The organism is Marinomonas algicola (genome assembly GCF_014805825.1).
Classification (GTDB): domain Bacteria; phylum Pseudomonadota; class Gammaproteobacteria; order Pseudomonadales; family Marinomonadaceae; genus Marinomonas; species Marinomonas algicola.
Genome location: NZ_CP061941.1, coordinates 3,312,312 through 3,335,216 on the forward strand (window position 1 = coordinate 3,312,312; position 22,905 = coordinate 3,335,216).

25 protein-coding genes are annotated in these 22,905 nt (G+C 40.8%); 14 read left to right on the forward strand and 11 right to left on the reverse strand.

Annotation, left to right across the window (positions count from 1 at the left end; genetic code table 11):
* Positions 1-2 precede the first annotated feature (2 nt).
* The 5 genes from IEZ33_RS15175 to IEZ33_RS15195 are packed head-to-tail and all read left to right on the forward strand — an operon-like array spanning position 3 to position 3,889.
* A complete protein-coding gene (locus IEZ33_RS15175) occupies positions 3-905 on the forward strand; it encodes an ABC transporter substrate-binding protein (RefSeq protein ID WP_191600866.1) in 903 nt (300 codons plus the stop codon).
* A 29-nt stretch (positions 906-934) separates the two neighbouring features.
* Positions 935-1,186 carry a hypothetical protein gene (locus IEZ33_RS15180; RefSeq protein ID WP_191600867.1) on the forward strand — a complete coding sequence of 84 codons (252 nt, stop codon included), beginning with the start codon at positions 935-937 and terminating at the stop codon, positions 1,184-1,186.
* A gap of 39 nt (positions 1,187-1,225) precedes the next feature.
* Positions 1,226-2,188, forward strand: a complete 963-nt coding sequence (locus IEZ33_RS15185; protein WP_191600868.1) for an iron chelate uptake ABC transporter family permease subunit — start codon at positions 1,226-1,228, stop codon at positions 2,186-2,188.
* Entirely contained in the window at positions 2,178-3,137 is a 960-nt protein-coding gene (locus IEZ33_RS15190; RefSeq protein WP_191600869.1) for an iron chelate uptake ABC transporter family permease subunit, read from the forward strand. The genes IEZ33_RS15185 and IEZ33_RS15190 overlap by 11 nt, the downstream gene beginning before the upstream one ends.
* Positions 3,134-3,889 (forward strand): iron ABC transporter ATP-binding protein, encoded by a 756-nt coding sequence (locus IEZ33_RS15195; protein WP_191600870.1) that lies wholly within the window; start codon positions 3,134-3,136, stop codon positions 3,887-3,889. The genes IEZ33_RS15190 and IEZ33_RS15195 overlap by 4 nt, the downstream gene beginning before the upstream one ends.
* A 22-nt stretch (positions 3,890-3,911) precedes the next feature.
* On the opposite strand, the gene IEZ33_RS15200 is transcribed toward IEZ33_RS15195, so the two are convergent.
* Both IEZ33_RS15200 and IEZ33_RS15205 read right to left on the reverse strand, forming a co-directional pair.
* Positions 3,912-5,504 (reverse strand): sensor domain-containing diguanylate cyclase, encoded by a 1,593-nt coding sequence (locus tag IEZ33_RS15200; protein ID WP_191600871.1) that lies wholly within the window; start codon positions 5,502-5,504, stop codon positions 3,912-3,914.
* 346 nt (positions 5,505-5,850) lie between these two features.
* The gene (locus tag IEZ33_RS15205) at positions 5,851-6,279 is read right to left on the reverse strand and encodes a MarR family winged helix-turn-helix transcriptional regulator (protein WP_191600872.1); all 429 of its coding nucleotides are present in this window, start codon (positions 6,277-6,279) and stop codon (positions 5,851-5,853) included.
* A 103-nt stretch (positions 6,280-6,382) separates the two neighbouring features.
* Between IEZ33_RS15205 and IEZ33_RS15210 the strand changes: the two genes are divergently transcribed.
* Positions 6,383-6,862 carry a DUF2798 domain-containing protein gene (locus tag IEZ33_RS15210; RefSeq protein WP_191600873.1) on the forward strand — a complete coding sequence of 160 codons (480 nt, stop codon included), beginning with the start codon at positions 6,383-6,385 and terminating at the stop codon, positions 6,860-6,862.
* A 185-nt stretch (positions 6,863-7,047) separates the two neighbouring features.
* On the opposite strand, the gene IEZ33_RS15215 is transcribed toward IEZ33_RS15210, so the two are convergent.
* Positions 7,048-7,875 carry a LysR family transcriptional regulator gene (locus IEZ33_RS15215; protein ID WP_191600874.1) on the reverse strand — a complete coding sequence of 276 codons (828 nt, stop codon included), beginning with the start codon at positions 7,873-7,875 and terminating at the stop codon, positions 7,048-7,050.
* A 125-nt stretch (positions 7,876-8,000) separates the two neighbouring features.
* Here IEZ33_RS15215 and IEZ33_RS15220 point away from each other — a divergent pair, with 125 nt between their 5' ends.
* Positions 8,001-8,399: a hypothetical protein gene (locus tag IEZ33_RS15220; RefSeq protein ID WP_191600875.1), complete on the forward strand. Its 399-nt coding sequence runs from the start codon at positions 8,001-8,003 to the stop codon at positions 8,397-8,399.
* 219 nt (positions 8,400-8,618) lie between these two features.
* Here IEZ33_RS15220 and IEZ33_RS15225 read toward each other — a convergent pair whose 3' ends face one another.
* The 3 genes from IEZ33_RS15225 to IEZ33_RS15235 are packed head-to-tail and all read right to left on the reverse strand — an operon-like array spanning position 8,619 to position 10,251.
* The gene (locus tag IEZ33_RS15225) at positions 8,619-8,954 is read right to left on the reverse strand and encodes an AzlD domain-containing protein (protein ID WP_191600876.1); all 336 of its coding nucleotides are present in this window, start codon (positions 8,952-8,954) and stop codon (positions 8,619-8,621) included.
* Positions 8,955-8,956: 2 nt separating this feature from the next.
* Complete coding sequence (locus tag IEZ33_RS15230) at positions 8,957-9,679, reverse strand: AzlC family ABC transporter permease (protein WP_191600877.1); 723 nt, start codon at positions 9,677-9,679, stop codon at positions 8,957-8,959.
* Positions 9,676-10,251, reverse strand: a complete 576-nt coding sequence (locus IEZ33_RS15235; protein ID WP_191600878.1) for a helix-turn-helix domain-containing protein — start codon at positions 10,249-10,251, stop codon at positions 9,676-9,678. Before IEZ33_RS15235 ends, IEZ33_RS15230 begins: the two co-directional genes overlap by 4 nt.
* Positions 10,252-10,650: 399 nt before the next feature.
* On the opposite strand from IEZ33_RS15235, the gene IEZ33_RS15240 reads away from it, so the two are divergent.
* A complete protein-coding gene (locus IEZ33_RS15240) occupies positions 10,651-10,854 on the forward strand; it encodes an RSP_7527 family protein (RefSeq protein ID WP_191600879.1) in 204 nt (67 codons plus the stop codon).
* A gap of 373 nt (positions 10,855-11,227) precedes the next feature.
* The gene (locus IEZ33_RS15245) at positions 11,228-11,662 is read left to right on the forward strand and encodes a GFA family protein (RefSeq protein ID WP_191600880.1); all 435 of its coding nucleotides are present in this window, start codon (positions 11,228-11,230) and stop codon (positions 11,660-11,662) included.
* An 86-nt stretch (positions 11,663-11,748) separates the two neighbouring features.
* On the opposite strand, the gene IEZ33_RS15250 is transcribed toward IEZ33_RS15245, so the two are convergent.
* A complete protein-coding gene (locus IEZ33_RS15250; RefSeq protein WP_191600881.1) occupies positions 11,749-12,255 on the reverse strand; it encodes an outer membrane beta-barrel protein in 507 nt (168 codons plus the stop codon).
* Positions 12,256-12,598: 343 nt separating this feature from the next.
* Between IEZ33_RS15250 and yjjX the strand changes: the two genes are divergently transcribed.
* The 5 genes from yjjX (at position 12,599) to IEZ33_RS15275 (ending at position 17,036) form a co-directional block, all read left to right on the forward strand.
* Positions 12,599-13,147 carry an inosine/xanthosine triphosphatase gene (gene yjjX, locus IEZ33_RS15255; protein ID WP_206696862.1) on the forward strand — a complete coding sequence of 183 codons (549 nt, stop codon included), beginning with the start codon at positions 12,599-12,601 and terminating at the stop codon, positions 13,145-13,147.
* A gap of 96 nt (positions 13,148-13,243) precedes the next feature.
* The gene (locus tag IEZ33_RS15260) at positions 13,244-13,723 is read left to right on the forward strand and encodes a YHS domain-containing (seleno)protein (protein WP_191600882.1); all 480 of its coding nucleotides are present in this window, start codon (positions 13,244-13,246) and stop codon (positions 13,721-13,723) included.
* Positions 13,724-13,844: 121 nt separating this feature from the next.
* On the forward strand, positions 13,845-15,611 hold the full coding sequence (ggt, locus tag IEZ33_RS15265; protein WP_191600883.1) for a gamma-glutamyltransferase: 1,767 nt from the start codon (positions 13,845-13,847) through the stop codon (positions 15,609-15,611).
* Positions 15,612-15,888: 277 nt separating this feature from the next.
* On the forward strand, positions 15,889-16,455 hold the full coding sequence (locus IEZ33_RS15270) for a cytochrome b (protein ID WP_191600884.1): 567 nt from the start codon (positions 15,889-15,891) through the stop codon (positions 16,453-16,455).
* Positions 16,455-17,036 (forward strand): YceI family protein, encoded by a 582-nt coding sequence (locus tag IEZ33_RS15275; RefSeq protein WP_191600885.1) that lies wholly within the window; start codon positions 16,455-16,457, stop codon positions 17,034-17,036. Before IEZ33_RS15270 ends, IEZ33_RS15275 begins: the two co-directional genes overlap by 1 nt.
* Before the next feature lie 164 nt (positions 17,037-17,200).
* Here IEZ33_RS15275 and ahpF read toward each other — a convergent pair whose 3' ends face one another.
* The 4 genes from ahpF to IEZ33_RS15295 form a co-directional block, all read right to left on the reverse strand.
* Complete coding sequence (ahpF, locus tag IEZ33_RS15280) at positions 17,201-18,790, reverse strand: alkyl hydroperoxide reductase subunit F (protein ID WP_191600886.1); 1,590 nt, start codon at positions 18,788-18,790, stop codon at positions 17,201-17,203.
* Between the two features lie 269 nt (positions 18,791-19,059).
* The gene (ahpC, locus tag IEZ33_RS15285) at positions 19,060-19,629 is read right to left on the reverse strand and encodes an alkyl hydroperoxide reductase subunit C (RefSeq protein ID WP_191600887.1); all 570 of its coding nucleotides are present in this window, start codon (positions 19,627-19,629) and stop codon (positions 19,060-19,062) included.
* 272 nt (positions 19,630-19,901) lie between these two features.
* On the reverse strand, positions 19,902-22,070 hold the full coding sequence (locus IEZ33_RS15290; RefSeq protein ID WP_191600888.1) for a malate synthase G: 2,169 nt from the start codon (positions 22,068-22,070) through the stop codon (positions 19,902-19,904).
* Positions 22,071-22,290: 220 nt separating this feature from the next.
* A complete protein-coding gene (locus IEZ33_RS15295) occupies positions 22,291-22,707 on the reverse strand; it encodes an ACT domain-containing protein (RefSeq protein WP_191600889.1) in 417 nt (138 codons plus the stop codon).
* Between the last annotated feature and the right edge of the window lie 198 nt (positions 22,708-22,905).

The following is a 22,905-nucleotide window of genomic DNA, read 5'->3' on the forward strand; positions in this document are numbered from 1 at the left end:
ACATGTTTTTAACAATGCCGTTACGAGTGATTTTCGTTGTGTTAATTTTCGCCTCAGCGAGTTTGAACGCTGTTGAGATCAAAACTTATCGAGGACTCGTTGACGTACCCAAGAAACCGCAACGGATTGTCGCGTTTCCGGCTGGGGTCGTGGACACACTGGATGCGCTTGGCGTCAAATTAGTCGGAATGCCAAATGGAATACACCTCAACTACATAAATCAAAGCCAGGCCTCTGTGGTTGGAACCTTATTCTCCGCTGATTTGGAAGCGATTCACCGTCTGCGGCCTGACCTCGTTGTGGTTGGGACTCGCTCAGCAAAACAATTTGATTCGGTCGCCGAGTTTGCTCCCACAGTGGACTTATCTTTAACCAGAGGCAACACATTTCAAGCCGCCATTGAGCGTATGAACGATTTAGCGCGGCTATTTGATAAAGTGGCGCAGGCTAAGGCAATCGAGCATGAATTAACACAATTGCGCGATGAGGTTGCGGCATCCATATCAAATACGGGCTCTATCATGGTCGTGATGGTGATTGGACGTTCATTAAATATGCTAACCACTAAAACTCGCATAGATTGGTTTCAGACAGAATTAGGTATGACACTAGTCGGCGACGACAGCAAACAATTAGGGGAGTTAGCGCCTATTTCCTTCGAGTATATTCTAGATAAAAATCCAGACTGGTTAATTGTTCTGGACCGTGATGCCGCGGTCGGCAAGCCGTCTTCAAATGCTCAGCAACAAATGAATAACGCTTTAGTGATGGCTACGACGGCCGCTCGAAAAGGACAGATTGTGTATTTAGATGGTGTCGGAACATTGAATGCTGTCGGTGGTGTGAAAGGGCTGAAAAACACATTACAACAGCTTAAAAAAGCCTTTAGCTCCCCTTCCCGATGATAGATTGATTGATAAATGAGTAAAGGAAGATGTTAAAAAATATTAGGATTGAAATCCCTCTTAAGCCACCGTCTTCCAAAGTCGTAAGGGGAATGGACCTTTCACCAACGATAATACGCGTTAGATTGCAAAGTCCTGAGCTAGAAGGCTTTGGTATGCACTTATTATCGTCTAAAGCGCATGTCATCACACAAATTAAGCGTCGCTTGATGAACGTAAATTCGATCATTAACCCTGCAGCCTATCTTGATGTAGTGTCTTATTGGAAAACCAACTTATGACAGTGTTCGATGGTTTTAAGCCTGTATCTTTGGAGCCGTATGAAGTCATTTAGTTATGGTTTTTTGGCGCTTTCAAGCTTGTTGGCACTGACTCTTTATAGCCTGTTGGTTGGTGCCTATTCCCTCTCGATAATGGACATTTGGCGTCAGCCTGACATGACAAACGTGATGATCTCGAGCCGAATAGCCAGAACGCTATCCGTGTTAATTGTGGGCGGCATTTTAGGCATCATAGGCTGCTTATCTCAATCGGTCATGAACAATCATTTTGCAGAGCCAACCACCTTAGGTACACCTCAAGGTATTGCTATTGGATTGTTACTCTCCCATGTTATTTTTCCTGAGATGGGGCTGGTTGGACACATGCTGCTTGGTGCCAGCATGGGTTTTTTGAGCTTGTTGCTGTTCTTCGCATTATTACAAAAACTCACCTTATCAGACCCATTGCAACTGCCGTTAATTGGTTTGGTTTACAGTGCCATTCTTGGTGCAGGTGTGACATTTTTAGCTTTTGAGTTTGATCGAATGCAAATGCTAGCGGTATGGCTCAACGGTGACTTTGCCACCATTATTCAAGGACGTTATGAACTGCTATGGGGCGCTTTAATCATTGGCATCATGGCTTATTGGATGGCCAATCAGTTTAGTATGCTAGGTATGGGTGAAGATCTGGCGAGAACATTAGGTGTGCCTTATCGCGCGCTAGTATTCATGGCTTTATCCATGATTGCTCTTGCCACTTCCTTAGTCGTCGCCACGGTCGGCATGATCAGCTTTCTTGGGCTCGTGATCCCGAATATCGTAAGGCCGTATTGCGGGGATAATTTACAACATAGCTTACCATGGTGTGCCTGGATGGGTGCCAGTTCTTTGCTGATTTGCGATGTCATTGGTCGCTTGCTCACTCACCCATTAGAAGTACCGGCTAACTTAATATTTGCGGTATTCGCTGGGACGATTTTTTTAGTAATGTTATGTCGAGGCAATCAACGTGCCCTCTAACCCGTTGCAGAAGCGTGTATTCAAAGGCGCCATCAGTGTTTGGCTTTTGTCTTCTTTCTTGTTTATCACTTGGGGATTAACGCCAGATGATCATTTCTTTCTCGTTTTGCGTTTTGAAAAATGGCTGGCTCTCAATGCGGTCGGTGTGGCCGTAGCCGTATCAACCTATATATTTCAAACCCTGACTCACAGTCGCATCTTGACCCCATCGATTATGGGACTAGATTCCATCTATTTATTGATTAGCTTAGTTATTATCTCAATCTTAGGCACAGGGAGCTACTTAACTATTAACGCCACTCATTTGTTTCTGATAAACAGTATTGTGATGATGGGGTTTGCATTACTTATTTTTGGCGGATTGATCCTGCACTTCAGCCAAGATATGAATAGATTACTATTAATTGGAATTGTGATTGGGTTATTAGTACAAGCGGCCAATGAGTTTCTCGGCCGGATGATGTCGCCTGAAGACTTCGTTGTTTTTCAAGGAGCCGCCTTTGCTAGATTCGATCTGCTTGATCGCCAAGTACTTTGGGTTGCTATTGCCTTACTATTCATTTGTTTAAGCGTTGTTTGGCGCTTTCATACTGTATTGGATATTTTCCGTTTGGGACGCTGTCATGTGATCAATTTAGGGATCGCATATGTGCCAATGACCTGTTTATTTCTGATGCTTGTGTCTGCATTAGTAAGCCTTTCAACAGCACTGGTGGGGCCAATCTTATTTTTCGGTTTATTGGTTGTCGCCTCAGTCCAACAATATTTTCCTGCTAGCAAATCTGGTGATCACTTATTAATGGTGTCTATTGTGGGGGCATTGATTTTGGTGGCAGGGCAGACTTTTTTTGAGCATGCCTTAGCTATGAAGGCAACGCTGAGCGTGGTGATTGAAGTCATTGGCGGTAGTGTGTTTTTTATTCTGTTATTAAGGAGAAGTCGGCCGTGATACAAATTCAAGATGTGAGTTTTAAACGAGCAGAAAAAACCATATTAAAAACAACTCAACTTACATTAGGAGCCAAGCAGAGCATCGCATTGATTGGCCCAAACGGTGCTGGAAAATCGACCCTGTTATCTATTATGGCCCGCTTGCTACCTTTGCAAACGGGTCAAGTTAGCTATGACAACCTGGACATATCAACGACACCTAGCCAAATAATGGCTAAGAAGGTGGGGATTTTACAGCAGCATAGCCACTTTATGAGCCGACTGACGGTAGAAGATGTATTGCTCTACGCGAGGTATCCATATCATAAAGGCAGACCAAAGTCGGAGGATCACGAAGTGGTTGAACAAATGCTGGCGTATTTTGAACTGTCAAAATTCCGCGCTACTTTTTTGGATGAATTGTCAGGCGGTCAGCGTCAAATGGCACTGGTTGCCATGATTTTTTGCCAAGGAACAGACTATATCCTTCTGGATGAACCTTTAAATAATTTAGATATGTATCATGCTCGACATTTGATGACGACTTTACGGCGAGCCATCGTTGATTGGAACAAAACCATTATTGTTGTATTACACGATGTCAACTATGCCAGTCACTATGCCGATAGGATCATCGCGTTAAAGCAAGGATCTATATTGTTCCAAGGCACACCGGAGGAAGTATTAACACAAGAAAATATTCAGGTTCTGTACGGGGTAGAGGTTGATATACTTGAACACCAAGGAAAACGCTTCTGTCAGCATTTTTAAGGCATGAGGTCATTTAAAAGAATCATATTTGAATTCGATTTCGGCCAGATTGTTTAGCGCGATACATTTTCTGGTCTATTTCGACCAAAATACTCTCTAAAGAATGGTTTGTTGTAAACTCTGAAAGACCGAGGCTAACCGTCACATTAATGTCCAATGGGAAAATATGTGACTGGATAGCTGAAAACACTTTTTCAGCGATATCTAGCGCCATTTTGTGGTCTGTATTTGGACACACAATAACAAATTCTTCGCCACCCCATCGTCCTAATGTATCCGTTTTACGAATAGCGTCTTTGACAACGTCAGCAAGCCTCATCAGAACCTGATCACCCACTTCGTGTCCGAACGTGTCATTAACACGCTTAAAATGATCTATATCAAACATAAGCACACTAAAGGGGTGATTGTGTCTTTGGAAATTACTGACTTCAGCATGAAGCACTTCCATCATCTTGCGGCGGTTTGCGATCGAGGTTAACTGATCCGTATGGGAGAGAGCACTGAGCAAAGCATTCTTGTCTTTCAATTCAATGGTTTTCTGAATTAACGCTTTTTCAGTAAGTTTTTCAATGGCTTCTGAGATCTTACCGATTTCATTATTGGGAAAAACGTATTTGCCTAACTCATCTTTCCCTTCGGTCAGTTCTTGTACTCTTTTTTGTAATTTTTTTAGTGGTAAAATCAGTTTCCTACTTAAGATGTAACTCATCAACCAGGTCGTAAATAGAGACCCTAAGATGATCATCAATAACGTTGATGTAATGGTTTTTACTATCGGTTGTCGAATATCCGCCAAATTTACCTCGGTAACAACAGTCCAACCTAATGCATCAATTCGATTAAAGTGGGCCAATTTTTGATGCTCTCCATCTCTGTAGGAAAGGCTTCCCGAAGTATTCATTTTCGTTGGTAAATGAGAAAAAATCTGTTGGTTAAGTGTATCGGGGAGCGTTTCATCAGGATGAATAAGTACCTTCCCCTGAGGATCCATGACAAAGTTGTATATAGTCGGATATTTTTCATCTTGAACGGCCAGAGCTTTAACAATAGCATCCATTCCTGCATCAATGGATATGACACCAATAACCTCATTATCGGCGTCTAATAATGCTTTCCCAAACGAAACCAACCACTTTTTAGAATTAATATCTTGATAAGGAACCCCATCCGATATCGATGGCGACGATTTGATCGCCGCTTGATACCAAGGCCTTATGACAGCATTAAAATCGGCAGGTGGAGTGTAATCATTAATCAACAAAGAACCGTCTTCATAACCAGAAAAAATGAAATGTATGTTAGGTATTGTGTTTTGCAATATATCAAACAGACTTAGAATTTTTTCTTGTGTTTCTGGTTCTCGAAAACGACTATGGTCAAGGGTTGCAGTATGGCTGCCAGTGTATTCAACCGCTTTGCGTAAAGGCGCAACATACCCTTCGATAAGCGTTGTGACAGATCTATTTTTGTTACGAAGCACTGACTCCGCGTTATCTATCCCCTGTGTATACAAAAGAGCGGCAATACAGACACTGATAATAACAATGGTTATCAAAGCTAACGCAGTGGTAATAGAAAAAATTTGGCGCTGTAACTTTGAAAACTGTTTCATATGAAATGTCAAACAAGCTCGATCGTTTGCTTCAAAAATAAAGCGTTATTTATAGGATCATTCGATTAAAAATCGATCGATTTTATCAAAAATGACTCAAGTTATCCACTCAATCTTTCAAGTGACTTAATTGTTTCAGCTATGTTCACACTTTTAGGCACTTAGTTGAAGCGACTAAACTTGGCGCCTATTGATCAACCTAATCCAATGTTACTAGGTGACTTTTTCAATTAATACTTAATAATGTTCTTATAAAAATTGGCTCTTTGAAGGACAGAGATGAAGTTATAGGTGTTTTAGACTCATGATTCATACAATCCGGTTATCTAACCACTCTCTCTGAATTTCAGTAACGTATAAGGTTTTTTGTCATATTCTGAGCTACCTTAGTAAAGGTAGCGAGATCCTCCGCTTCAATACCTTGAGTCATTTTACTTTCCATTTCATCAGAAAGTGTTCGTAATATCTCCTGTAGCGCTTGACCTGATGAGGTCAATTCCAGAAGTTGACTTCGCTTGTCATCAGGGTTCGGCTTTCTTTGCACAATCCCTTGGTCAATCAGCTGATTAATTAAGCGAGTAATTTGAGCTTTATCGCGCTTAAATAGCTCTGCAATCTCTTTTGCTGTAGAAGCGTTTGATTTACCAATAACCTTTAGGACTCTGACGTGCATAGAAGCAATCCCAAGATCTTGGCTTTCCAACTGATGGCTAAGTTGTTGCTTGATTGCGTGGGCTAAATGAAAAGTCGCTTCGACTGTGATGGCATTGAACATAGAAAAACCTCAAATTAAAGTAGTTGACATTATCAATTAAAATCATTATAGTTGCAATTATCAATCAAGTAACTATCAAGTTCAATCTTTAGAGAAAAAACCTATGTCAGATAGCGTCACAAAAATGAATACACCTAAACACCCCCTGTATCAGAAAATACTGATATTAGTTTGTCTTATCAGCTTCGTTGTTGGTTCTTTAACAGGGATCATGACTTACATGAATGTAGGCTATAGAGAAAGTTTCTGGTTAGATTGGCTTTCTTCATTTGCAATTGCCGTATTACTCATAGCGCCAATTGGTCTATTGTTTATGACACTCATGACTAAGCTCCTTAAGAGAGTCTTGCCTAATGGTCATAAAATTCTCCATCAAATTATTACTGGCGTTTGTATGGCGTTCTTTATGGAGTCAATATTAGCAGCCAGTACTACAGTAAATTTAATCGGATTTACAAGCTCGGCCGCTTTTGTCAGTGCATGGCTACCCGCTTTTATGGCGGCTCTGCCTTTTGGGTTATTCATGGCATTAATGATGTCACTGGTGCTAAAACCTAAACTTGAAAAATTTATGGTTAGCTAAGTAACGTCCTGCGGATAAAACCTATGTAAAAGATGAGGATGACACAAGCCAACCCATTTTTGGATTTGATTGTGTCAGTTTGGTTAGTATTACCAACAAAGTTTCAGAAGTATCCTGCCGTTCTTATCAGCTCATAAGACGGCCAAACCTGTAAAGAAACAACCTATATAAGCGATGAAGGCCTTCTAGTAAAGCCGTCCGATTCTCTTTATCGTTTCCATCATTTCTTTTGGTAAATGGCGATAGGCCAGTGCTGTAGAGAGTTTAATGGGAACTTTAAACGAGATCGAAAGGTATTTTAAGCCACTCTCTTGTTGAATGTATGATTCAGGTATCAACGCCACCCCTACCCCTAACTTTACTAACGCTTGAACTTGTAAGTCATGTATCGCTTTGCCTTTGTAGGTAATCGTAATTTTATTTTCATTAATAAGGCGTTCAAACGCTTTCTGATTGGTACAGTAAGGTCGGGCAATAAAAGTAAGTGTCTCGAAGTCGTTTAAGGTAACTACTTTTTGCTTTGTTAAAGGGTGATCCGGCCTAACCACCAGCTTATATTCTTCTTGAGAAAGTAATTTGAATTGAAACTGAGCAGGTACACTGTCTTCATCAATGATCGCTAATTGGGCTTGCTCAATCTGATTAACGATCACTAGGTCGATGAAGGATGACGAGCCTCGTAACAAATCAAAAATTTCCTGGTAGCGCTCAATGTTTATATCGGATTGTATGTAGATTGAGATTTCAACTCTATTATCTGGCATGAAAGCAGATTCTATTTGTTGGTTCTGTAAGAGAAAATCTACGGCTAACTTATAGAGCTTTTTTCCTTCTGATGTGGGCTTTATTCCTTGTTTGCTTCGTTCAAATAACGTTGCCCCCAAGCGAGTTTCTAGTGATTTAATCGCATGAGTGATTGATGGCTGGGCAATGAAACAGCGTGAGGCGGCCGCCGTGACAGACCCTTCTTCATAGGCCGCCACAAAGTAGTAAAGAGGTTTTACTTCTATCATATAATTTATCTATAGATGAATAATAAAAACCATATTATATCTTTGGACTGACAATCGATACCCTAGATGCATAAAATGAAAAAACATCAGGTTTAAAGTCAATGCTAAATGCAAGGAGTCAGAATATGTTTGATCGTTCCAGTGATATTGCCATTCATCGAGTGCTAAATTTATTTGAAGCAGGAGATATGACCTTGTTAACGTTTTTTGCTGATGATATAGATCTACGTATTGACCATTATAAAGAGACTACAGACACCCGTTGGCAAAGCTGTAAGACTAAAGTGGAGTTGATGACTGTTCTTAGCCGTTTAAGCAAAGAGGTGTTTCCTAAAGGTACACAAGTCACCCGTCTCACTTCGGAATTATTAGGCGACGGTTGGTTTATCACAACATTTGAACAATCTTTTTGGTATGGGTTAGAAAGGCGAGATGTGGACAGCCGTACTTACATTCTGTCTCATGAATCGAATGGCCAGGTCGACTACTTTAGAGAAAACGTCACGACTCTGGTTTATCGATAGTAAATGAAAAAAGAGGATACCTTTTTTACAATTGCTATGTCCTTCAAAGTTTTTATTTGCCTGTCCCATGGTTTTATCTAACAATGGTTTTATCTAACAACACTTAGGACTAAAAACCCGGCCCGTACAAACATGGTCAATATGAGTTTGTCGGGCAATGGTTTCACTTAACGCTCGGATAAATCAGCGTAGTATGACTTTGACACAGCAATCAAAGGACTAAAAAGCAAGTGTCACCACGCCAAATGACACGACACCGCATAAAGTGGGCAAGCCCATAGATCGAGTACGGGTCCAGACTCCAAAAGTAACCAATATACCGATGCCAGTTGCTAACCAAGACACAGTATCAGGTTGAGTCGGTACTAAAGACGTACCAAACATGGCCGCAATCATGGTTGGCCCCAGTATGGTTAACCAAGTAGGCATTGAGCCCACACCGTCCTCGGTTTGCCTTTTAGCCAAACGTCGCTTCATCCACAGATACGGTACAAGACGCAGTAAATACGTGCCAATGGCAATACTGACAAGCGCCAGCCACATAGAGATATCCATACTTAGTATACTCCCAAAACGCGTTGATTTTTCAAGATGTAAAACAACACCGCGCCACTCATAGCCGCCAATGGAATAGCCATATTAGGGTAACCAGACATTTTCAAAATAACAGCGCTAACAGCGGATAAAGCAATGGTCAACGACCACAAACGATTATTACAACGTGGAACAATTAAGACAAAAAACAGAGCCGGTAACGCAAATGGCAAAATATCATTGATTAACGGCCAACGCCGTGTCAATTCTCCGCCAGCAATAGCACCCACTGCCGTTCCCGCAACCCAACTCAACCAAGCTAACACCGCCGCGCCTGTATACCAGCCTATCCGAGCCTGATCTGGCAATTGAGGCAAACGGACATGAGCCAGCGCAAAAATTTGATCCGTCAAACCATGCATTAATGGAAGCCACTTCTTATCATGGTTTAAGTAAGGAGAAAGGTTGGGGCCATAAACGACATGTCGAGCATTGATTAACAGCGTCATGATAACCACCAACCAGAGCGGAGCTCCAGAAGCCGCCATGGCAACAAAAAGAAACTGTGACGCGCCAGCATAGATAAAGACAGAGATAAGAACAGTCTCTAACACGCTAAAGCCAGACTGTACGGAAATCAAACCAAAAGAAATGGCTACCGGAATGTATCCACCAAGCAGAGGAATCGCGTCTTTTACGCCTTGTTTCCAAGGTGTTCCAGCAAGGGATTTCGCAGAAGTACTCATAATGAAACATCCTGTTTAGTATTGTCTTGTTTAACACCTGTCTGTATAGCGGAGTCATTTTTAACATAGGTAATGACCACCATTAAAGTCGCCCATGAATCATCGGTTTGATAACTGTGCGGCACATCGGCCGCAAAAGTGTGTGCTTTTCCAATGCTCAAATGATGCAGATCATTATTTTCACCCGCTAGCAACTCCCCACTGATTAAAGTAATGGTCTCGGTTGTGCCTGCAATATGGGGTTCCGATTGCTTAATCGTGTTCGGTGCACAAGACATCCAATACACATCGACGCGAGGATTGTCCCCTCCTTGATCGATCAGCCTTACCTGAACACCGTTTTCGCCGAGTGGAGATTCGACCGTAGCAACAAGATCCCCAAACGGGACACCCAGTTGTACCGCCAAACGCCAAATCGTCTCTAACGTCGGATTGCCCTCACCCTGCTCAATGCGAGACAAGTTAGACTTCGCAAGCCCTGCATCCTGCGCAAGCTGAGACAAAGACAAGCTCTTTGACATACGCAACTTTTGTATATTCCGCCCCAATGAACCGAAAATGGGTTTATTCATTATGCACCTATAATTGTTCTTTATATAGAACGTTCTATATAAAGAACAACCAAATGTCAATAAAATTGTAGAAAATAGAGGCTCCTCGCTCTATCGGCTAGCGTAAAATAAAAAGAAAACGAGTTATTAACGATTGAATAGTCACGCTAAAAAGTCAGTGCTTTAGATGGGGTTACTGGTTGTCTTTGCTAGCGACGGCTCATTAAATGGCTAATATGGCTTCCTGAGCACTTGAAATAGATGAATTAAGAATAGGGAAGCTTATATTAGAATAGAGCGCATCGCGCTATTGGTTAGTTTTATTCATGTATAGGTGTATTTTTTGTCGTTTGTCTTTTGAAGACTCAATTTTTATTATATACCCATCGAAGCGAAATCAGTTTTCTAAGAGGAAAAATCATGAAAAACACACAAGCAATGTCTCAAATGATGGATAAAATTGATGCAGCGTACATTTCAGATGCAGAAAGATATGAAGCTATCGCACGTGCTGAACGTGGTGCATATATCCTTGAAGGTATAACGTCTTTAATTAAATCAGTTGCCCATCTAGCGGCTAAGCTAAAATCTTCATTTGCATCGTCACCAGCTCAACATGCTTAATTAACTGGTAAAACAAAATATTTTTGAGTAAGCATCTACTTTAGTAAAAGCAGACAGTGTGGCTTACTCTTACTGCGATTGAAGCGCATTTTTTCTTTTAAGTAACCATTGTCACGCATTTCATTACCATCATGTAATGTCCCATAATAAAACCTCCTATTTATACTCATTTTTCATTTATCAAAATAAATCGAGCAACAACTCTACGAGCGGCCTATATTTTTATTCAGACAGAGATTTGAATCGCTCCTAGTTTCCTAAACAATGTTTTTTTCTGTATTTTACGATTTTTCTAAAGAATGAATTCTCTCTAAAAAGCAGGTAGTCTTGGATCAATAAGATCAACAAGTAAAAGACAAAAAAGGAAATCATTATGTATTTAGGTGAATGCCTATGTAAGGCGGTTCAAGTTCAAATTAAAGGTGAAATCCGTAATATTATTCACTGTCATTGTTCACTTTGTCGTAAAAACAGTGGTACGGCATTTGCGACAAATGGCTTTATTGACACCTCTGATTTTCAAATAACCAAAGGAAAGCAAGTACTCAGTCGCTTCTCATTTAAACCAGGGAGATATAGACACTTTTGCTCTCAATGCGGTTCACCAGTTTATAGTTCAAGCGAAGATAATCCAAATCAACTGAGAATACGTTTGGGAATCATCGACTCAGACATTGATGAGCGCCCAATGTCACATAACTTTATGGGTTCAAAGGCTAACTGGGAAGACCTTGATGCAGGCCTACCTAGATACGATGGTTTTGAACCCGGAAGGATGATTAATAACAAAAGTGAAACTAACCGTTAGAACCCTATTCAATAAATAAGCTCACTGTTTATAAGACTGAATTCAGATCTAAATTCAGACAATCAATGAGCTTATAAGGATTAAGATTAGAATTTAATATTCAGCCCCAATGAAATAGTATCAGCCGAGAGAGAATCCAACTCAAATCGTTGATACTCTAACGCAAGACCAATGTATTCCCCCACTCGATAAACGGCGCCAATACCAGCACTCACATCATGACCATCTTTTCTTATTGAAGAACCAGCACCATCATTTAAGCTTGAGTCCCAATTAAATACACCCAGCTTGCCAAACAAATCCAATTGGCTATTTAAGGGTATAAAACCCACCACAGCAAGATTGAAACCTTCCACATCGAAAGTCTGAACTGTCGATGAAACACGGCGCTCCAAACTTCCTAAATCATAATAAGAGAGTTCCACTCCAACATAATCGTTGTATTTATCCGCTATAGTAACGCCGTAAGACGTATCCTCGAACCCCCAATTTTCATAATCAGTTTGCCCTATGGACGCTCGAAGGTAGCTATCAGCGCTTGCAACTGTAGCGAATGCAATCAGTGATGACGCTATTACTAATTTTTTAAACATACAAAATTTCCATTTTTTAATGATAGTCGCTTTACTAATTAGGTAAAGAGATCAACGAACTTACACACATCGAATACTAGTTTAGTAGAAAATACGTTTATTAATCAATGGTTAGCCATGGCCGTATTAAAACCGATTGACGACCTTTTACGTGCCACCCATTGCCCCCTAATAAATGCAGCCGACGACTTATCTTATTTCATGCAACAAAGGATATATCTAGAAAATAGCAAATTTTTTAAGCCATACTCTTACTTACACGGTATAAGTAGTAAAGAATTACACATTGGTTTTTGCACCATCACTTACTAAAATCCATTGTATCGGATCAAAGGCGATAAAAATGCATACTCTCAACGTTGTTGTTGGTTCAACAAACCCAGTCAAAATAAATGCCGTCAAACAGGCGATGTCTCAGCTCTACCCAGAGTCTGATATTGATTGCCAAGGCATGAGAGCGCCTTCCGGCGTGCCCGCTCAACCGATGACAGAAAAAGCCACCCGTGATGGTGCATTAAATCGAGCTCGCTATTGCAAAGAACAATCTCATGCCGAAGAGAATATTCACTATTTTGTTGGGTTCGAAGGTGGCGTTGACTTGTTTGAAGACGGACCCGCGACATTTGCTTACGTGGCTATTTTAAACAACAGACATCGCAGTATCAGTTGCAGTGCCAGACTGCCTCTACCACTGAGTATTTACCATGACCTTTCCAATGGAAAGGAGTTAGGCCATGTAATGGATGCACGTTTTAATACACAAAACATTAAACAACAAGGCGGAGCGATTGGCCTATTAACCAATAACCACGCCACACGCACCAGCACTTATACTGAAACCGTCATTCTCGCTATGGCACCTTTCCTTCATCCCGACCACTACGAAACATGATCGATTACAGAAGTAGTACGCCCTAATTTGGCTTCTATAGCAAAAGGCTGAGGCAGATTATTCCTATAAACATTAGAATAGAATACAGGCCATACCATGAAATTATTCCCTTCACTCATAACAGTACTGATTAGCGCTCTACTAATCAATCAAGCGTTTGCCAAACAACCTGTAAGTACGGGATTGTGGTCAAATACGGCTATTGGTGGACATGATACAACGGCCTATTATGAAACTGTTGACGGTGGACACCCTCCTATAACAAAAGGAACGGCACGGTATACCGTAGAATGGGAAGGAGCCGAATGGCATTTTGCTTCACAAGCATCGGCTAATAAGTTTTCCGCATCGCCTGAAAAATTTATTCCCCAATACAATGGTCATTGTGCAAACGCTCTTAGCCTTGGAGAAGGCTTAATCAACACAGATGGTTCCGTTTGGGAGTTCTTTGATGACACTTTATACCTATTTTATGCCGAAGGAGGTCGTCAACGCTGGTTAAAAGGAGACTGGCACACGTTCCAAAATCAGGCCAATATGGCTTGGGCTCAAGAAATAAATTCAGCATTAAATTAACGGTATAGCCTACTGTAATACAGAAATGGAATTATCTTGTCTTTCTTGCTTTTCAATCGAATTGAATTGTGTTTTTATCAAATGTGGAACGTTAAAAACAAAAGAAAAAAGGAAGCGTAAAATGACATTACCTTTGAAGAAATTAGTAGCCAGTATCAGCTTCACTAGCCTCATATTAAGTTTATCTTCAGCCGTATTCTCGGCCGCTCAGACCGCGGATTCTGTGTCACCTGAAGCCGCGAGTGGCGTTATCGAAAAGCAACTTGTTAAGTCTAATAAATTTATGGTTGCGGCCGCTAATCCACTTGCAACCCAAGCAGGTTATGATGTACTTAAAGCTGGCGGCTCTGCAATCGATGCCTTGGTTGCAGTACAAATGATGTTAGGCTTGGTTGAGCCGCAATCATCTGGACTCGGTGGCGGTGCATTTGTCGTCTATTACGATGCCAAAGCCAAAAAAGTCACCACCTTTGATGGGCGTGAAACAGCACCTATGGAAGCAACGCCAGAATTGTTTCAAGATGAAAACGGCCATCCATTAAAGTTTTATGATGCGGTTGTTGGTGGTCGCTCAGTTGGTACGCCGGGAACAGTAAAACTCATGGGAGATTTACATGAAAAATACGGTCGTTTGTCTTGGCATCACCTATTGCAACCGGCGATGGAAACGGCCAAAAATGGCTTTTCAGTGTCTGCCCGTTTATCAAGCTCCATTGAAAGCAGTAAAAGTCGGTTAAGCCGCTATCCTGATACACAAGCGTATTTTTTTGATGCGGAAGGAAATGCATTAAAAGAAGGCTATCTTCTTAAAAATCGAGCCTATGCGGAAACTCTGGCTACGTTAGCAACACAAGGGGCAAACGCCTTTTATACCGGCTATATTGCTGACGATATCGTAAAAAAAGTTCGTGGTATTAGCGATAACCCAGGCATGTTATCCAAGGCAGACTTTACCACTTATTCTGTAAAAGAAAGGCCCCCTACTTGCCTGCCTTACAAGCAATTTGATATTTGCGGAATGGGGCCACCGAGTTCGGGAGCACTTACTGTTGGGCAAATTTTGGGGATCACAAGTCATTTTGACTTAGCCAGCATGGGACCAGATTCCGCTGAAGCATGGCAAATTATTGGTGATGCATCACGCTTAGCCTTTGCGGATCGTGGACGCTATATGGCCGATACAGACTTTGTTCCTATGCCTACAGGTCTTCTAGATCCAACTTATTTAGAAGAGCGCGCTAAGTTAATTACACCAGGCAAAGCGCTAGAGTCCGTTTCAGCAGGTGAGCCTGAATGGGCTAAGCCGATCGCAATGGCGGATGACATCTCGATTGAGTTGCCTTCTACCAGTCACATATCTATTGTGGATGCCGATGGTAATGCCGTTTCAGTTACAACAACAATAGAAAATGGCTTTGGCTCAAACGTAATGAGTAACGGCTTTTTGTTGAACAATGAATTAACCGACTTCTCATTCAAAAGCTATCAAGATGGTTACCCCATTGCTAACCGTATAGAACCCGGTAAACGACCACGTTCTTCCATGTCTCCAACGATAGTGATGAAGGATGGAAACCCTTATTTAGTTGTTGGGTCGCCTGGAGGTTCTCGTATAATAGGTTATGTCTCCAAAACCTTGATCGCTCATATGGAATGGAATATGGACGTTCAATCCGCCATAAGCTTACCGAATATGTTGAATCGTTTTGGTACTTATGACTTAGAAAAAGGCACTTCGGCTGAATCTTTTGAGGCGCCATTATCTACCATGGGATTCAAAGTAAATGTGCGTGATTTGAATTCTGGCATTCAAGGTATTTTAGTTCAAGACGGTACGTTATTAGGCGGTGCCGACCCACGTCGTGAAGGTATTGTATTAGGCGATTAATTAAACGCTTTAACAAGAAAAAACCGAGTGTATTCATTAAATCAATTCACTCGGTTTTTTTGACCTCTTTTAATTCATAACCCCAAAAAATGTCAATAAAAGACTCATTTCAGTGCACTTCATCAGATCATTTGTCAACAAGTTGTCAGATAAATTCTTAAAGTTGAATTAATTAATCAAGTTTAAGTTTAACTAATGCAATATAAAAAAAATCACATAAACTGTGAATGACATTCAATCGTAATATCATCCAAATAACCTACATTAATAATACAATATGACTTTTATAAAACATTACAAAAATACGAAAAAGCAATTTGGCTGGGGAAGCATACTTCTCCATTGGTTAATCGCCTTTCCTATTATCGGTTTGTATTTTCTGGGCGACTACATGATGGGGTTGACCTATTATGATTCTTTTTACGTACTGGCTCCAAAGATACACGAAGCAATTGGAATCACAGTTCTTCTACTGATGCTCTTCAGAGTGGTATGGAAACTGTTAAATGTTTCTCCTAATCCACCTGCAAGCAATTCAAATTTCATCAATAAAGCAAGTACATTGGCGCATTTATCCCTGTATTTTATCACTTTTGTGATTTTAATAACGGGGTTGCTGATTTCATTTGCTGGTGGACAAGGTCTTGAAATCTTCGATTGGTTTACCATTCCAGGTCCCGCAGAGCTATTTGAAAACCAAGCCACTCTAGCTGGCATTATTCACGAATGGGGGGCTTTAGGTTTAATAGCGCTTGTCGCGTTACATACTTTAGCCGCTTTAAAACATCACTTAATAGATAAAGACACCACATTAAAAAACATGTTAGGTGTCGAGGAGAAATAATGAAAACATTACTTAAAAGCACGTTATTAGCCACAATGATAGCGGGTAGTGCGATCGCTAGCGCAGCAAGCTACGTAATCGATGACTCTAAAGCGGGAGCGCATTCTCAAATTGACGTGAAAGTTTCCCACCTTGGTTTTAGTTGGGTAAAAGCTCGCTTTAATCATTTCTCTGGCACATTTGAATACGATAGCAGCAATGTTGACGCCTCAAGTATTGAAGTATCAATTGACACTTCAAGTTTCGACTCTAATCATGCCAAACGTGATAAGCACATCATGAGCGATGATTTTCTTGATTCAGGTAAATACCCTACTGCAACATTCAAAAGCTCTAACATTAAACGTTTGGATGATGGCCAATTGTCTGTTACTGGTGATTTAACTCTTCACGGTGTGACTAAGCCCATCACATTCGATGCCAACTTAATTGGTGAAGGTAAAACACCTTGGGGAGATTATCGTGCAGGATTTGAAGGCAGCGTAGACCTTAAGTTTGCTGATTTCAACATTGATGGTTCTCAAATTGGTACAGACGACTTCACTGTAAACATGTCTTTTGAAGGGATAAGCAAAGGTTAAGATTACCTAATATAATGAAAAAATATTGATAAGCGATATACTTCGCTTATCAATATTCTAGTTCTTCACGCCGTCTCTTATTAAAAACAATGACTTCTCAGACCTATAAATTTTGATTACTCACTATTTATTACCTTGGCCTATTTATTACCTTAGCTTGTTGTTTACGCCACTTCTGCGGCTTTATTAGATACAGAGGTACGAATTAAATAATCAAATGCCCCTAAAGACGCTGTCGCTCCAGCTCCCATAGCGATAATGATTTGTTTAAAGGGTACTGTTGTGGCGTCCCCTGCGGCAAATACCCCCTCCATAGAGGTTGCACCTCGTGTATCAATTTCTATTTCACCATGATGGCTTAATTCAATATCACCTTTTAAAAAGTCTGTGTTGGGTAGTAAACCAATTTGAACAAAAATACCCGCTAATTCAATCGAGTGGTTTTCACCGGTTAAACGGTCCTGATAAACCATGCCAGTTACCTTACGGCCATTGCCAAGGACTTCCGTCGTCATGGCATTTTTAATAATGGTCAGGTTATCGAGTGAATTCGCTTTACGAATCAAGACCTCGTCGGCTCTTAGTGTATCGGCAAATTCAAACACAGTTACATGCTCAACGATGCCCGCTAAATCAATGGCCGCTTCAATACCCGAATTTCCTCCTCCTATGACAGATACCCTTTTTCCTTTGAATAGAGGTCCATCACAGTGAGGACAGTACGCCACACCTCGTCCACGGTATTCTTGTTCTCCGGGCACATTCATTTCTCTCCAACGAGCCCCTGTAGCGACAATAATCGAGCGACTTTTAAGAATTGCGCCACTTTCCAGCTCGACTTCAATTAATCCACTTGCCGATTGGTCTGCTGAAATCACTTTTTTTGCTCGCTGATTTTTCACAAGATCAACATCATAATCCAATACATGCTGCTCTAAATTCGCCACTAACTTAGGACCTTCAGTCGCTTTTACAGAAATAAAATTCTCTATTCCCATGGTATCGCTCACTTGTCCACCAAAGCGTTCTGCTACAACCCCCGTACGAATGCCTTTTCGTGCAGAGTAAATAGCCGCGGCCGCACCAGCAGGACCACCACCCACAACTAAAACGTCGAATGCTTCTTTTTCAGACAGACTGGCGGCTTGTTTCTCACTGGCACCATCATCTACTTTATTGACAATGTCTCCTAAGCTCATACGCCCTTGTCCAAGTAGTTCGCCATTTAAGTAAACAGCAGGCACAGCTAAAATATTGCGTTCCTCTACTTCTTTTTGGAAGAGTGCACCATCAATCATAGTATGCTGAATGTTTGGATTAAGAACCGACATCAAATTCAATGCTTGCACAACTTCGGGACAGTTTTGGCAAGATAAAGAGATGTAAGTTTCAAAGACACATTCACTCTCCAATGCTTTAATTTGTTCTAAAATAGCCTGCTCTTCTTTAGCTGGATGGCCGCCTGATTGCAACAAGGCTAACACGAGCGAAGTAAACTCGTGCCCCATAGGTATGCCGGCAAAAGTAACTCTTGCCAGTTCACCTTTCGCACCAATACTCATTGAGGGCACTTTCAGTCCAGTATCATGAGTTTGGGTAAAAGCGATTTTTTCTGATAAAGAGGCGATATCCTCAGCAAGACTTAGCAACTCTTGTGATTTTGCCGTTGCATCTACGTTTACTTTTAGCTCAATAGGATTAACCAGTTTCTCTAGGTAATTACTTAACTGGGCTTTGATATTTGCATCTAACATCTGTTGTTCCTCATCGTCTGTTTTGTTTGTTATTTACTAAACTAGTAGGTTTAATAAATACCCTAACCAATGCAGTTATATTAATAAAAACAATCTAAATAATAAAATTGATAGTTTTAATGATTTAGATATAAAAAACCTATGATCATCCAGTAAACAGCCTTTTTTCAATTAAGCAGTAGCCAGTTCGGCAAAGTGTTAAAAGCAAAAAAAACCAGTATAGAATCGCTCCATACTGGTCTTCATTTCGCTCTTTTTTGTTTCAGGGTTTAGATTTTTCCGACTAGATCTAAAGAAGGTGCCAAGGTTTCTTCACCTTCTTTCCATTTGGCTGGACACACTTCTCCAGGGTGAGCGGCCACGTATTGAGCGGCTTTAACTTTACGCATTAAATCTTCTGCATCACGACCAATGCCTTCCGCGGTAATTTCCATTGCTTGAATAACGCCTTCTGGATCCACGAGAAAAGTACCACGATCGGCTAAACCTTGATCTTCGCGCATTACTTGGAAGTTACGTGTAATTGCGCCCGTAGGATCACCAATCATGGTGTATTGAATTTTACCAATAGTATCTGAAGAATCATGCCACGCTTTATGAGTAAAATGGGTATCCGTTGATACAGAATAGATTTCGACACCGCGCTTTTGGAACTCGGCATAATGATCCGCAATATCACCTAATTCAGTTGGGCAAACAAACGTAAAGTCAGCAGGGTAAAAGAAGAATACGGCCCACTTGCCCTTTAAGTCGGCTTCAGATAGCTCAATGAATTTACCTTCTTTAAAAGCGGAGGCGTTAAAAGGCTTAATTTCAGTGTTGATTAAAGACGTTGTCATAATTTTTTCTCCAATTCAGTATTTGATGTAACGATTCTATAAATAGCTAACGAGTATGTGATTGGTCTCGTTTCGACAAGAGAAATATTAACCAAAACAATTAAAATAATGAAATTGATAGTTGTTATGACTTCAATATAGCGTTCCTATCAGCGTTTAGCGATTAATGAACCGCGTAAAATCACGCCATTGGATGCGTTTAAAAAGTTTGCTTTTGAGATAATCTATAAAAAACGGGCTCAAATGAGCCCGTTATGATTACCAACGGCGAATTAGCCTTGCTTTTTTTCTATCCGGTATGCATGCAATAAAGGCTCTGTGTAACCCGAAGGTTGTGCTTTGCCTTTAAACACTAAATCACACGCGGCTTTAAAAGCAATGCCATCAAATTTGGGCGACATTTTTTCATACTCCTTATCCGCCGCATTTTGCTTATCAACAATCTCAGCCATTCGTTTCAAAGAAGCCATGACTTGTTCTTCAGAACACAGTCCATGTTCTAACCAATTAGCTAAGTGCTGTGATGAGATACGTAAAGTGGCTCGGTCTTCCATTAAGCCAACATTATTAATATCAGGCACCTTCGAACAGCCAACCCCTTGATCAATCCAACGAACCACATAACCCAAAATCCCCTGTGCATTGTTATCCAATTCAAACTGAACCTCTTCTGGCGTTAATTGTTCATCCTTTTTAAGTAATGGAATATGTAAGATATCATCAATACTTGCTCGTTCTCTAGTGGCCAACTCAGCTTGTCTTTCTAGCACATTGACCAAATGGTAATGTGTACTGTGTAAGACAGCGCCATTTGGGGATGGAACCCAAGCGGTATTTGCACCCGACTTCGGATGGCCAATTTTTTGCTCTAACATGGCCGCCATTTCGTCTGGCATTGCCCACATACCTTTACCAATTTGCGACTTACCCGGTAGTCCGCACTCAATGCCGACATCAACATTCCAATCTTCATAAGCTTGAATCCATTTTTGCTGCTTCATTTTAGACTTAGCAACAAAAGGACCTGCCATCATGGACGTATGGATTTCATCTCCTGTTCGGTCTAAGAAGCCGGTATTTATAAAAACAACACGCTCAGATGCCGCGCGAATGCATTCTTTTAGGTTAACCGTAGTACGCCTCTCTTCGTCCATAATTCCGACTTTTAAGGTATTTTTAGCCAAGCCTAACGCTTGCTCAATACGATCAAATAAGGCGACGGTAAAAGCCACTTCTTCAGGGCCATGCATCTTAGGTTTTACAATATTAACGCTGCCAGCACGGCTATTTTTGAGCTTAGTCTGTCCTTTTAAATCATGCATGGCCGCAAACGCTGTGATCATACCATCCATGATTCCTTCAGGAACGTCATTGCCCTCTTTATCTAAAATAGCGGGGTTCGTCATTAAGTGGCCAACATTACGTACAAATAAAAGACTTCTACCGTGCAGTGATATTGTGGATCCATCTAGGGCGCTATACACTCGATCTGCATTTAATGTACGTGTGACGGTTTTATCACCTTTCTCAAAAGACTCAGATAAGGTTCCTTGCATCAATCCCAACCAATTACGGTACACTTCGACTTTATCTTCCGAATCTACCGCTGCAACCGAATCTTCACAGTCCATAATAGTGGTTACGGCGGCTTCAACCAGCAAATCTTTCACACCAGCCGCATCGGTTTGACCAATCATATGCGTATGATCAATTTGAAGCTCAATATGAAGCTCATTATTCTTCAATAAGATTGAAGTGGGTGCCAAGGCGTCGCCTGTAAACCCTAAGCACTTTTCTGGTTCCGCTAAGCCAACCTCTTCGCCTGAAGCTAATGTCACGACTAAAGCGGCATTTTTAATTTTATAAGATACGACCTCTTTATGTGAGCCTTCAGCTAAAGGCGCCGCATTATCTAAGTGCTGACGAGCAAACTCGATTACTTTTGCGCCTCGATCCGGGTTATAAAAAGACATTTTTTCCAACCCTGTCGTTTCTGGAATCGCATCAGTTCCGTACAACGCATCGTATAAACTGCCCCAACGAGCGTTCGCTGCATTAAGGGCAAACCGGGCATTTTTCACCGGCACAACCAATTGGGGTCCGGCTTGTAGAGCAATTTCAGAATCAACATTGTCTGTCGTAATTTTGAAATCTGGCCCTTCTTCAACTAAGTACCCTATTTCTAATAAAAAACGCTTATAGCGTTCGGCGTCATGAGGCTCACCTTTACGATCAAGATGCCATTGATCAATTTTGGCTTGTAGCTGCTCTCGTGTTTCAAGCAAGGCTTTGTTTTTCGGAGAAAAATCGTTAATGATGGCTTCAAACTCAGACCAGAAATGGGCTATTTCGACACCAGTATGCGGTGCTATTTCTTCATTTACTAAAGCCCACAATGACTCAGAAACCTGTAACCCACCTTCTTGAATACGATCAGACATACACCTCATCCCTATTATTGATTGTTTAAAATTACACAAATGGCCATATGAGATATATTTGTATCAACAAATAAGAAAATGAAACCTTTGTATCTATTGATTTAATAGTGGCTGGATTCTGTCAAAAACACAATAATGCATCTTACTTAATCGACATATAAGAAACATTTTTTCCTTTCCCGATTCAACTGAGCTTATGACGAGTCGATTTTTTAGGCTTTTATAAAGAATCTAGCCCCTGTGAAGAAAGTTCCGTTAAGCCTTTTAGAGCCTTATCAGCGTCCCTTAATGGAACAAAGATATGATCATGGTAATAAGCCGCGACCACATTTGCGCTGATATTAAGCTGAGTTAACTTTGTCGTAACAGCGGCGGTTAATCCGATGGCATTCAGGCTGGAATGAACGCTTAAAGTGATGCATTTAAATACGCCTTGATACGCTATGTTAAACTCATCAGCGACCTTTTTTTCAATAATGACGGTCAAACCTTCTTCTTCAAAAAACGTTCCCATTGGCGCTAATCGAGACAAGCGCTCTATCGAAGGGCTGATTAATGTACCAAATACATATTCTTTATCTAGTAGCACGGGAATCATAGATAATATCAATTTTTGTAAATTCTTTTCACCAGACATATCAAGACCTTTTCAATAAAGTATTTTCCTATTTATAGTCATCATTGTAGGAGCGTCATTGTTTTTTGTCACAGCTATCAAGGCGAAAATCGCATCAAATAAGCCATTAACACCATTGAATGAATCGTTAGGACATTGAATATTTATTTCACTATCAAGCCATTAGTTTTAATTAATTGTATTAACCAAAAAAATAAG